The organism is Neorhizobium galegae (assembly GCF_017877135.1).
GTDB lineage: Bacteria > Pseudomonadota > Alphaproteobacteria > Rhizobiales > Rhizobiaceae > Neorhizobium > Neorhizobium galegae_A.
The window spans coordinates 43,753-55,448 of the sequence record NZ_JAGIPH010000004.1; the positions used below are offsets into that span (position 1 = coordinate 43,753).

8 protein-coding genes are annotated in these 11,696 nt (G+C 56.5%); 3 read left to right on the forward strand and 5 right to left on the reverse strand.

Annotated features, from left to right (window positions below):
- Window position 1: 1 nt before the first annotated feature.
- The 3 genes from J2858_RS13200 (at window position 2) to J2858_RS13210 (ending at window position 2,048) form a co-directional block, all read left to right on the forward strand.
- Window positions 2–220, forward strand: a complete 219-nt coding sequence (locus J2858_RS13200; RefSeq protein ID WP_112524430.1) for a DUF2274 domain-containing protein — start codon at window positions 2–4, stop codon at window positions 218–220.
- A gap of 158 nt (window positions 221–378) precedes the next feature.
- A complete protein-coding gene (locus J2858_RS13205; protein WP_112524484.1) occupies window positions 379–738 on the forward strand; it encodes a helix-turn-helix domain-containing protein in 360 nt (119 codons plus the stop codon).
- Window positions 735–2,048 carry a type II toxin-antitoxin system HipA family toxin gene (locus J2858_RS13210; protein WP_210105284.1) on the forward strand — a complete coding sequence of 438 codons (1,314 nt, stop codon included), beginning with the start codon at window positions 735–737 and terminating at the stop codon, window positions 2,046–2,048. The genes J2858_RS13205 and J2858_RS13210 overlap by 4 nt, the downstream gene beginning before the upstream one ends.
- Window positions 2,049–2,390: 342 nt before the next feature.
- Here the strand turns inward: J2858_RS13210 and J2858_RS13215 are convergent, their stop codons facing one another.
- The 5 genes from J2858_RS13215 to J2858_RS13235 form a co-directional block, all read right to left on the reverse strand.
- Window positions 2,391–5,465 carry a sacsin N-terminal ATP-binding-like domain-containing protein gene (locus J2858_RS13215; RefSeq protein WP_210105285.1) on the reverse strand — a complete coding sequence of 1,025 codons (3,075 nt, stop codon included), beginning with the start codon at window positions 5,463–5,465 and terminating at the stop codon, window positions 2,391–2,393.
- Window position 5,466: 1 nt separating this feature from the next.
- Window positions 5,467–8,676: a DEAD/DEAH box helicase gene (locus tag J2858_RS13220; RefSeq protein WP_162698029.1), complete on the reverse strand. Its 3,210-nt coding sequence runs from the start codon at window positions 8,674–8,676 to the stop codon at window positions 5,467–5,469.
- A complete protein-coding gene (locus J2858_RS13225; protein ID WP_112524441.1) occupies window positions 8,673–9,203 on the reverse strand; it encodes a hypothetical protein in 531 nt (176 codons plus the stop codon). The genes J2858_RS13220 and J2858_RS13225 overlap by 4 nt, the downstream gene beginning before the upstream one ends.
- A gap of 151 nt (window positions 9,204–9,354) precedes the next feature.
- Entirely contained in the window at window positions 9,355–11,265 is a 1,911-nt protein-coding gene (locus tag J2858_RS13230; RefSeq protein WP_210105286.1) for a hypothetical protein, read from the reverse strand.
- Window positions 11,262–11,687 carry a hypothetical protein gene (locus tag J2858_RS13235; protein WP_162698030.1) on the reverse strand — a complete coding sequence of 142 codons (426 nt, stop codon included), beginning with the start codon at window positions 11,685–11,687 and terminating at the stop codon, window positions 11,262–11,264. The genes J2858_RS13230 and J2858_RS13235 overlap by 4 nt, the downstream gene beginning before the upstream one ends.
- Window positions 11,688–11,696 lie beyond the last annotated feature (9 nt).

Below are 11,696 nucleotides of genomic sequence, written 5' to 3' on the forward strand. Positions count from 1 at the left end.
CATGACGAAGCTGAAACTCGGACCGCTTGTTGAGGACAAAGCCGTCAAAGTGACGGTGGAACTGCCGGGCGCGCTCCACCGTGATCTGATCGCCTATGCTGAGGTGCTGGCCCGCGAAAGTGGCCAGCCCACCGCCGATCCCGTCCGACTGATCGTCCCGATGCTTGAGCGGTTCATTGCCACAGATCGTGGGTTTGCAAAGGCGCGGCGAGCTACCTGAAGGATTGTCTACTTAAATATAGGGTCACATATTGCCCGTTATGTGAAAATTTTAATTTAATAGGTCGAATGTGACCCTTAGTGTGATTTCCATTGAAGAATGTGATTGCAGGCCATATAATGCACTCTAACTGGATTTTTCTAGATAAGGTGCGAGATATGGCTCCAATTTCGGCGGTGGGCTTCACAACGGTAGAGCGAGAGTTGCGCGACCTGGGTACGCGAATTGCCCGTATTCGCCTCAGCCGGAACCTCACTCAGGCGAGCCTTGCACGCGAGACCGGCGCATCAGTCCGCAGCATCAAGCGGCTTGAGGCCGGCGAGAATGTATCTCTCGACACGCTGATACGTGTGCTGGCGGCGCTCAACCTCGGTGATCGGCTGGCGGCAGCCTTGCCAGATCCCGATGTCAGGCCGGTTGAGCGCATCAGGCATGAGGGACATGAGCGCCAACGCGCTCGCGAGCGCAACGCCGTCCAGAAAGCAACCGAGTGGGCGTGGGGAGACGATGAAGAATGACGGACGCAACCGTTCGCCTTTGGGGCAAAGACATTGGCGCTGTGAGCTGGATCGAAGAGCGTGGCGTCGGCGTATTCCAGTATATGCCTGAGTTTGTTCCCAGCGACATTCAACTGGCGCCGATCATGATGCGGCTTGGGCCGAATCCCTATGAGTTCCCGGCCTTGCCGCGGGATGCCTTCAAAGGTCTTCCGGGCCTTCTCGCCGACTCCTTGCCTGACAAGTTCGGTAATGCCCTGATCGACACATGGCTTGCGGCGCAGGGAAGATCGGCCGGGAGTTTCAATCCGGTCGAACGCCTTTGCTACATTGGAACGCGCGGCATGGGCGCGCTGGAGTTTCACCCGACCATCCTCAAGGCTACCAGAAAATCCCGTATCCTTGAGATTGACGCTCTGACGCAACTCGCCAACGATGTCCTGAATAACCGTGAGAAGCTGACAGGCGTTTTGCAGGGTGACGATGATCGGGAAATGCTTGAAGAAATCCTGCGGGTTGGAACATCCGCAGGTGGCGCTCGCGCGAAGGCGATCCTGGCCTGGAACGAGAAGACCGGAGAGTTCCGTTCAGGTCAGGTCAAGGCCGGTGAGGGTTTCAGCTACTGGCTCATAAAGTTCGACGGTATCTCGAACAACAAGGACAAGGAATTGGCAGACCCGCAAGGGTTCGGGCTGATCGAATACGGCTTCTATCTCCTTGCGGTCGCCGCAGGCATCGACATGAGTGAATGCCGTATTCACAGGGAGGGCGGTCGTTCGCATTTCATGACACGGCGCTTCGATCGCAGCGCCAGCGGTCAGAAGCTGCACATGCAATCGCTTGCGGCGCTTCGCCATTACGACTTCAACGCGGCCGGCGCTTACTCCTACGAACAGGCTGTTGAAACGATCCGATTGCTCGATCTTCCCGCTTACGACATTGAACAGCAGTTCCGCCGGGCTGTGTTCAATATCCTGATCAGAAACCAGGACGATCACGTCAAGAACATCGCATTTTTGATGAACAGGAAAGGCGAATGGCGATTGTCGCCCGCATTTGACGTGAGCTACGCCTATAATCCGAACGGTAGTTGGACACACCAGCACCAGATGAGCCTCAATGGCAAACGTGATGGTTTCGACCTGTCTGATCTTATTCAGTTTGGCGTTTTTTGTGGGATGAAGCCGAAAAAGGCCGAGAAAATCGTTCGAGACATGCGTACCCATGTCGAAAACTGGATAGAATATGCCGATAAAGCAGGCGTTGCCGAGAACGTGGCAACTTCAATCCATAGAATGATGCGCAGGGATATAGCCGTTCAGCCGTGGTGAAAGAGACGCCCGAGCATAGACGGAACACAACAAGCTACGTCAGGCATCTCGTGGTGGCCGAGCGAACTTTCGCCGGACCGCTTTGAACGACGTCCGAATAGCGCAATCGTCTCAGCGCTGATCACGATGACTGATGACAGTGGCCGTTTTCGCATCTCGTTGCGGCTCTCGCTGAGGCAAACCCGTCGAATTCCCGTTTGCAGAGCCTCGCTCGGCTTTCGACGATGATCGTCGAGTGGCTCTCGTTCTCCAGGAGTTCCGGTGCGATCGAAGAGTGATGAAAGCTCGAAAGTGCGTTTAGTCCAGCAACAATAGGGCTAACGCCTGATGTCCTTTCTTTGTTTACGGGATGCCTCCTATTGTCCGAATATCGTCCAGATGAACCTGCGTGAAACGGAGCCGCACGAATGCGCCCGCAAGTTCTACTGATACCTCGGGCGCTTCGGCGGCAGCGATCTTCTCGCGCAATTCAGCGTCGGTGATCGGATTTGCATGCCGCCATTTCGCTGAGCAGGTCGGACATAGCGCCAGATGGTTCTCGGGTTGTTCTTGGGGTAGGGAATCGAGGCATTCGACAGCCTCAAAATATGGAGAGCCATCTGGCCGGTTAAACGGCATTTTGTCGTGACATCCCTGACAGACCATTTCCCCCAAGGGATTAGTGTATTGATCTTCCAGGTATGTGCGAGCGACCTTGTGGCTCTCGGCGTTGCTTGTTCGCACCGATCGCGCGCGAACTTCATATGTCTTGGTGGGCGCTGCTTTGGCGCGCGCGGCAAGCCGTTCTGTTCGTCGCGCGGCATTTCCGGTCTCGCGCACGGGGAATTCAACTGGTTCTAATGCGCCGCTGTCAATGGTGCGCATCATGTCCGCACTCAATGTTGCTAGAGCCTCCGGCGAGAGGCCATTCAACCGATCGATTAGTTCCGGTGTCAGTCCTATCAGTTCGCCGGCCTGGCGCCGCGCTCTGGCTTGCTCGCCGCGCATACGTTCCTGTTCGCCGAAGCCAATTGCACGGAGCCAATCCTCGTTACCTCCTATTGAGAACCCTTTTGCTAGGTCGGGAGCGGTGATCTCGCTCGGTTTGCGAAGAGATCCATCCTTTGCAGGTATCCATGGTGTCTGGCGCAGAAGATGGCCGATTGATGAGGGGGCCCGGTGGGCCGAATACTGTTGGTTAGGCGAATACTGGGCTACCATAGCCACCGCCCCGGCTTGACGGGCTGCGTCCCAAACCAGCTTTGAAATCTGGGGGTCTTGGCGCTCCAACAACGATGCCAGTTGGTCAATACGGTAGTCGATGTCGATGCCTGTGCCAGTGTGCCGTGCTGAGCCCCAGTTATGGCGTAGACTGCTCCAGTGCGGATGGCCGTAGGGAATTGTGGACGACAGGATCTTGAGTTGCCGCTCAACGCCGCATGCCTCAAGAAATGCTACAAGATCAGCACGGGGGAGAGATTTGTATCCTTCCCACAACGCAACTCGACTGCGATCGGGGATCGTCCCGTCGTATATTCTGGATAGTAGCGTATCCTGGTAGGGCAATCCGAAATAAACCTCGCCAGGATTGCTGTAGGCTGCGTCGGCTCCGGCTCGGACAAACGCAAGACCATTAAAGAGGCCCAAATCCTTGTGTTCCTTCCACCACCGCAAAAACCGACGCATATGCTGAATATGCTGCTCGCGGTTAGGTCGAGGACTTTCACCCTTATACCGTGTCCGGATGATTGCGCTTAAGAAGGCGCGTTCATCGATGTCACGAACACCTACGCGACGAAGAAATTGCTCTACGTCTTTGCCTCTGCCGCGACCGAGCCTGATCAGGCTTTTCTTGACAAGGTACAACTCACCTTGGTCAGTCTCTGACTCCAAGTCGCTGTCGGCAGGAGCGAACACAGCATATCGGGGCGAATGACGACGGCCATCTTCCAGGCGGACAAATGGCATGTCCGCGATCGATATCGGAGGCCGTTGTGCTTTTTGCGCCGCGTCCAGAGCAAGGTAGAATGACTGAACTTGCTCATCGGTGCGTTCGCCAAACCACTTTAGCCCACGAGTGCGCCAGAGTTTGTCACTCTCGCTATATAAATTGTGAAGCCCAAAGACGTGGCGGAAGGAAGTGAAAAAGTCCGCCGAGCCGAATTCCTCAATCTTCAGCGTGTTGACAAAATGGTCGGCCCGACTGTTCCGGAGGGCGGGGACAATCCACCGTCGATCTGACCGATTGGAGAACTCGGCTAGTCCTGCCTCACCAAGAAGATCTCGAAGGTCAGCCGGGCCACGGATAGCGGCCGCCGTTCTAGTGAAGCCGCCGCCGTGGACCGGAATCAGATCCTCCTCGGCGAATTTCTTCGTGATCGTCTCAAGTATTGGAGCGAAGGTTGATGGCAACTCGTCCATTGCGTTGGGCAGCAGATCTAGCACGCCGCGCTTGAGCATCCCGCGCTCGCGCAAATCGGGAAGTGCATCTGCAACCATGTTGGCGATAGCGGCTACGAGCTGAGTGTTCCAGGGGTCGTCGCGCTTGATGTTACCGCGGTTGTCCGTGAGCTGAAAAGGGCCATGGATCGTAAAGTGTAGCCCAGTAAGTTCCTCCGTTTCGAAGAACACCATCAGGCGGGTTGGTGCGTCCTCCGCAACAAGATCGCCGGCCCCGTTCAGCTTTAATGCCGCCTTTACCGCATGCTGTTTGCGATTGGCCTCTTGCTCGACTGCCCGCTCCAGCACCAGATAACGATCGAGGTTCGTGCTTCCATCCGGCATCGTTGCTTTGATTGAACGGATCGAGTTGCCGGAATCAACGACTTCGGCGGAACCACGTCGATCACCGTCAATCCAATCAAGCTTCTGCACATGGCGAAGAAACAGAAGTGATCGAGCACCCGACGCGATTAGCCCCTCCCGCGCCCGGTCGAGCGCCAGCCCTGCACGGTCTGGTCGAAGTGGCAGTACAATTTGCGTAGTGCGCTCGAGGTGGTCGGAGTTGATGAGGCTAGGGACCACCAGCCGGTCGATGGCGAAGGCGAGTGGCGTGTCTTCGATTGTCGAATGAACCTCGGGGCGCTCGGTGACGACGTATACGGATTTAAAGCCAATGCCGAAGCAGCCGATCTTGTGACCATCGTCCAGCTTGGTAGTGTTGCCGATGCCGGTAATTCCCTCAATATCGTCACGGTTGAAGGGCCGCCCATCATGCTCGAAGATGATACGGTCGGGCTGCAGCTCGAAACGGACCCACGATGCCGCAGCATCCTCGGCGTTTTGCAGGAGTTCAAAGATGAAGTGGCTGGGGTCAGCGTACTTGTCGACGGTCGCGTTCCAAATGCCGCGATCGAAATCGTTTTCATGGCTAGCGTCGACCCAACGCTGCCGTTTCGCTCGCAAGTTTCCTAACCAATCCTGGAAAGTATCAGCCATATCAATGCTCCACTCGCAACATTCCCGAGGCGACGCGACGAGGCAATATATCCGCCCGCCGTTCTGCTATAGTGAGACTATCGAGCGACTCGCGGCAATCTGCATTCGCCCGTGCCAACTGCCCCGTCCGCATACGTCGGATCCGCTCTTCCGTAGTGGCGGCAAGTTGCTCTTCTAGAATTGCAACTCGAGCTCGATGGCTTGCTTCCAAGCTATCTCGCCGGAAACGCGCGATCTCACTTGCTTCAGCAATGTGGGCTGCCCGGCGCCGTGTCCACATCTCGTGGTGCCAGCCTTCAAGACCTTCGATTTCTGAACTGCTTGGCGGCGCGACGTCCGGGGCATCGTGAGCCCTTGTGAAAACGTCCATAAATGCCGCCGCGACCTGCGGATCCTCGACCACAGGGACCAGCATCGCGTCTTCCCGAAGACCGCGCATTTGCCACTGATAGATCGCGAATGGGTGTTCCCCTACAGGCAAAGCGGAGTCAGTTATTCGCAAGGTCACGAGAACCTCCTCGTCACTAGCGAACGACCGCGCTGCCGCTTGGGTTAGTGGGTGAACCGGTGTGATGAAGGAAAGCGACCGGTCTTCGTTGGCGGCCTCACGGTCGAATGTAAGAGAAAGCGTCTGTTGGTCACCTCGCAACCATGTTTCCCATTCGCGTTCGGCAAGGCTAAGACGCGTGCCACGGGCGCGTGGTGGTACAAGCCGACGGCGGGCATCAGCCGACAGCCGCAGGCTCTTGATTGGACCCTGTCCACTGATGGGATTGCGACCGACATCAAGTTCACGCTCGAGATGAAGCCCGACTAAGCGCTCGATCGCTGCCGGCTCGAGCCAGCGACTTGATGCCTCAGCAATTTCATCGTCCATACGGGTGCGCTCGATACGCACTCCAAACAACTCTGCTTCTCGCTCCTCAAGTGCATCGGTTTCAATAATCTGGCGGATCTCGTTGTCTGCAAGCTGCTGCAACCGCGCCTGGCGCTCCTCGTCGGTCAGCCGGAAGTCGTCTGCCACCGCTTGTAAACGACCAGCGATCTCGCCAAGGATCGCCTCGCTACCTCCGATAGCCCGTTCGAAAACGCCTATCCGCGATAGGCAGCGTTGGAAGATATCGAAATCGACCGTACCTGGCGTGACGAAGTTGTAGATCGCAACCGTTTGGCTCTTCTGCCCGTAGCGATCAATTCGACCGATCCGCTGCTCGATCCGCATAGGATTCCAAGGGATGTCAAAATTTACGACCGCGTCGCAGAACTGGAAATCCAAGCCCTCGGAGCCGACTTCGGATGAAAGTAGAACATCAATCGCATCTGGATTGCCGGGGGCAAGGGCGAACGCCTTACGCAAAGATCGGCGCTCGTCATCCGGGATGCCGCCATGAATGAGCCCTGTCCGCACGCCTCGGGAGCGCAACGCCTCGTAAAGATAAGCCAGCGTGTGCCGAAATGAACTGAACGCCAGGAGGCGCCGATTCGGCATGCCGGCCTTCTGAACAACAATATCGAGGAAAGCGGCGAGCTTGGGGTCATCATCCGACAAGTTCTTCGCTCGTACAACCAGCGCAGCGATTTCGGAGCGAACGGACGCGATGTCATTGTCGCCATGATCTAAAGTGTCGCAATCGATCTCAGCGAGTTCGAGGTCGCTCAGTCGGCGAGACAAAATATCTTCCAGAAAGGGTGCAAGCCCATGCAGTGAACTCGCCGCTTGTCGCCGAATTGTGGTCATAAGGAAGCCGAGGGGCCCGGTGCCGTGGGTGCGCAGATAGATGGAGCGCTGCAATGCCAACAGGTCGTCGTGAACGCTCTGCTGCTCCGGGGTGAACGGAACCTCGACAGTCCGCGCCTTGCGGCTGGTGAAGTTGCCGATATCGCGCCGCCTTGTGCGGCTGATCATCGTCGAGAAGCTGTGGAGACCTTCTGCTGGGCGGATGAGGCGAACCCTATCATCATCTGTCGCGGCATTTTGTGTGGCGGACACCAGGTTACGGTATTCCGGAGACGGCGCGAGCATCACGCGGCCCCAATCGGTGGCGGCAGCCTCACCCAGATGCGCAATAACCTCATTCTGCCAGCCAGGAGCTGCGCCTCGGATAGCGGCAATGGCTGCGTTGATCGTCTCGTTTGGTTCGGCCATCCGCTCGAATGTAGGACGGTCGATGACAAGGTCGGGGCGAAGTAGATTCAAAAGGGAAAAGAGGTCACCGGTCCCGAGCTGCACCGGTGTTGCGGTTATGAGTACGACAGCTTCTGCTTCGTCGGCGAGAATCCTCAATCCTTGGTGAAGTCCGGTATCGCTATTACGTGCGTTGTGCGCCTCATCCACGATCAGAAGGTCGAACCGAGGCGGGGTGTCTAGAGTGCTTAGACCGGGCCCTCGAACGGCACCCCGTTGAGGATAGCCCTGCAGAAGATTGTCATTCACAAGCGAGAACGGCAAGATTGCTCGAGAATAGCGGTCCGGCCATTCGCCCTCGAGATCGGTCTGATCGAGGCAGTAGCGCAACTCATCACTGCCGAGCGTTACAAACTCCTCATCGAAGCGCCGCATTTCACGGTGCCATTTCTCCTCGGCGACTAGAGCCTTCGAGCAAATGATCAGAACGGAGCGCAAAGGACGACGTGCCTGCAATTCCCTCAGCAGCAAGCCAGCTTCAATGGTCTTCCCGACACCTACCTCGTCGGCTACTAGCAAACGCGGCCGGTCGGCGCGGATAAACTTGAGCACTGGCCGAAACTGATAGGGTATGAAGTCGATGCGCCCGGCCTGCAATGAATAGAGATTGGCGATGCTTGGTTCGGCGAGCTGAAGTGCGGTCAAGCGGGCGTTAAACTCGCTCAAGGTCGCGCGCACCGCTCCCGGGGTGAGATCGGCGCGGACAACCTGGCTGATGTAGAGTGTTTCAAGGCGACCGTCGATGAAGACGCTCAAGCGGGTTTCGCGGTTGCTCGGCGTGATGCCTGTAATGACACCAATCCGCGCGGCATCGGAGCGCAAAGCAACGGTCTCGCCGATCCGAAGCGGTTGGACAGTCTCCATTCCTGACACGCGAGCGGCGATAAGCTCACGCACCTTCTTCTCGAGAGCAGCTACATCGACCCCATTGGCTTGCGCGGTTTCAACAATCTCTTCGTCGCTGGCGTCGAGTATGCCTTCTGCAATCAGTGCGAGGATCTGGTCGGATTCAAAGGGTGTCGTCATTGTGTCCATCCAGTCTTGAATTGGCGTCGAAGCGTTCGGGTCATGCGGCGGCGGGCCGTGTCGTAGCCGGTTGCGTCAAGGCCAAGCTGGTCGAAGGCTTGCTTCCGGCTGGTTTGCGTTAGGATATGATCGAAGATGCCGAGTGCCGGCGGATCGTCCACAAGTGTCGCGCGCATGCGGACAGCAAGATCACTGAAATCAAAATCCAGGTGTCCCGCCGTTTCAACGTTGGGCTCATCGCCATCGCCGATGAGCGGCTCGCGGATGTCCTCGCGGCGCCATTGGCTAGCGATACTACGCATCACCTGTGACAAGAAGGGATGGAGGCCAATGTCAACAGGCCACGGCCGATCTCCAGAAAGGACTCGCGCCAACGCCTCATTCAATAGATCGGACGCATCGCGGCGAGGCACACCACGCACCCAAGTCTCGGCGATTGCCGCCAAGCGCAGGATATCGGCCTGTCGCTGACGATGCAGCAACCGGGCGACTTCCTCACGTGAAAGATGTTCCACCTCGTCTGACATGAGCCCTTCTCACTGCCCTTTGTCAACATTGCGCTGCTTGGCAAGAAAATGGGAAGGGCATGCGAAAGTTTTTGAAAAAAGCTTGATGCACCCAGATTTTAAGATCGCATTTGAAGCCTCATCGAGACCAACAACTGGGTATCCTCGAACGTCATGCGACGTGGACTTGGTTGAGGCGTTGGAAGTGCGCACCATCAAGACCCCTGAAGGAAGCTCCCGTCATTATAAGTTGCGCACCTGCGAATGCATCAGTTTGCAGGAGGTCGACGAAGGGCTGGACGATGAAGTTTTCCTTATCTTCCACAGCTTCACCAGAGAATTCCCCCGGCACGTCTATAATCAGAAATCCGGGATAATGTGTCTGCGGGTCGGCGCTCAGACTAAGTAAGCCGTAGTGATAGGCCATCAGGAAATAAAGAGTGTCGGTGCCGCCGAGCGCAACGTGCCACCGACGCTTACCCACCCTTATCGTGAAACTCGATCTTGTAAGGTCTACCGTTACTGCGCTGTGCCGCCAAACGTTTGGTCGCAATACGTTAAGCGCATTAAGGTAGGCGTTCATGCCGTCCTCAAGTTTGCTGGCGCTTGCCTCAAAATCTGTCGATTTGACAAGTTCGTTTACGCTCTCTTGCAGCGGCTCTATTTGTTTCTCCAACCTGCTAATTTGCTCGGTTAAATCTCCCTCCAGCTCGAGCGCGCCAGCTATCCGCCCCAGCTGACGTTCGCGTTCGCTAGCCTGTCCGAGTGCTACGTCGATGCCGCTAACTTCTTCCTGGACGAAAGCAGAGATCCTTTCCCGAGCTGGGGCGAGCTCGCGCTCAATCAGTCCAAACTCTTCCTCGGCGTCGTTAAGCGTCGCGCCCACATTCGCCGACTCTTTCGATAACACATTAAGTAACTCATCTGCCTCAACGAGTTCGGCCATGAGGCGCTCTCGCTCGAATCGAAGCCGAACTGCGCCCAGTTCTTCGATAGTGGGTTCGTCGGGCATGACTTGGTGGCAGAGAAAGCAGTGGTCCGCACTCGCTTTCTGGGAGACGGCTTGGTCGCATGCCGGGCAATGTGTGATCCGTAGGTCTGCCAGTACCGCGCCCGCGTCTTCTGCGCGAGCGATCCGTTCCAGTTCGTTTGACAGCTCGGTGCGATACCGTTTGAGCTCAGTTTGCCGCTCAGTCGTTAAGCGAAGTCGGCGTCGGCTTTCCTCAAGCGTGACTAGCGCTTCGGCCCGGCGCTCTGCAAGACGCGAAATATGACCCTGCGTATCAGCGGTGATAGCCCTTCGTCCTCCGTCTCTGAGGAGCGTGGCTCTGCGCTGCCGAAGTTCCGTCGCCTGCTCAGAAAGACGTAGTTGCGCGGATCGAACAGACGCGCGGTTTACGGCCACCGATAGTTCGGGCTCGCTAATGATGTCGCGGGCGAGTTGGTCGAGTGTTTGGTTGAACTGCTCCCGCCGCGATCTCAGACGTTCCGCCTTCATCCGCAGGTCTATCAAATTTCCGTAGTCGTCAGTGTAGATGCGTTCGGCGAGGCCAAAGAACTGCAGCAGACAAGCATGCTGCTCCGCCTCAGGCTGCTTGTCGGCGATATCTCCCCAAAAACGCTGCTGGCGATAAATGTGTCGCAGCATCATCCGGAAGCTGAGCTCAGGCCAAGTTTGTCCCGACATGGGATTGCCCTTGGGGAAATTGAGCAAGGGTATTTGTAGGCTTTGCATTAGCCAATGCTGAAATTCTTTTGGCGACATAGCTTCCTCGCCGACGAATATCTTGGTTTTCGATCCCGGCTCCCGCCACTTGCGCTCTAGTCTGAAAGCTTCGCTACCTATTATTAGATCAACGGCTGCCGCTTCATATTTATCAGCGAGGCCGGTCTCCTCGGCTCCTTCAAAAGGGTTCTCACCAGGATCCCCGAGCAGGAAATCCAGCGTCTGAAGCCACTTTGTTTTCCCGGCATTGGGGGGCCCTACCATCAGGTTGACGCCGGGTGCAAAGACAAGCTCCTCGACATTACCTGTCGAAAATGTTCGTTGAAGGCGTGCGATGCTTAGAAACGGGATTTTCATTTGGTGATTTTCTTCCCCATAGTGCGCTGTCCAACCTCATCGTCAAATAGTCTGTAGATCAGCGTCTTGAGGAATGTGCCTGTCTTTCCGCCGAAAACCTTCTTGACATCTTTCATCCGGGCAACGAGCGGAGCGAAAGATGGTCGGTCAGCTAATAACTTTGCTCGCTCTCGTCCGAAGTCCGTTAGGCCAATTTGATAGCTCTTTCCTTCCTTCCGAACGCTAATGAGCCCGCGCGCCTCAAGATGGGCAAGCACATGATAATAGCGTTTGTCCCAAGGGCCGTAATGATGCCGGACCATGGCCGACTCCACAGTATCCTCAGATAGCTTTTCCGCGGGGGCTGTCGGCGAAGGAGCAACAGCGGCTCGCGCAATTTCGAAAAAATCAGGATATCGCGAAAAGAAATCCAGCTTTGCCATTTTCGTCAA

Bases quoted from the DNA above. Each gene is read 5' to 3' on its own strand.
- J2858_RS13200 (WP_112524430.1), top strand. From the start codon at position 2: ATGACGAAGCTGAAACTCGGACCGCTTGTTGAGGACAAAGCCGTCAAA.
- J2858_RS13205 (WP_112524484.1), top strand. From the start codon at position 379: ATGGCTCCAATTTCGGCGGTGGGCTTCACAACGGTAGAGCGAGAGTTG.
- J2858_RS13210 (WP_210105284.1), top strand. From the start codon at position 735: ATGACGGACGCAACCGTTCGCCTTTGGGGCAAAGACATTGGCGCTGTG.
- J2858_RS13215 (WP_210105285.1), bottom strand. From the start codon at position 5,465: ATGGCTGATACTTTCCAGGATTGGTTAGGAAACTTGCGAGCGAAACGG.
- J2858_RS13220 (WP_162698029.1), bottom strand. From the start codon at position 8,676: ATGACGACACCCTTTGAATCCGACCAGATCCTCGCACTGATTGCAGAA.
- J2858_RS13225 (WP_112524441.1), bottom strand. From the start codon at position 9,203: ATGTCAGACGAGGTGGAACATCTTTCACGTGAGGAAGTCGCCCGGTTG.
- J2858_RS13230 (WP_210105286.1), bottom strand. From the start codon at position 11,265: ATGAAAATCCCGTTTCTAAGCATCGCACGCCTTCAACGAACATTTTCG.
- J2858_RS13235 (WP_162698030.1), bottom strand. From the start codon at position 11,687: ATGGCAAAGCTGGATTTCTTTTCGCGATATCCTGATTTTTTCGAAATT.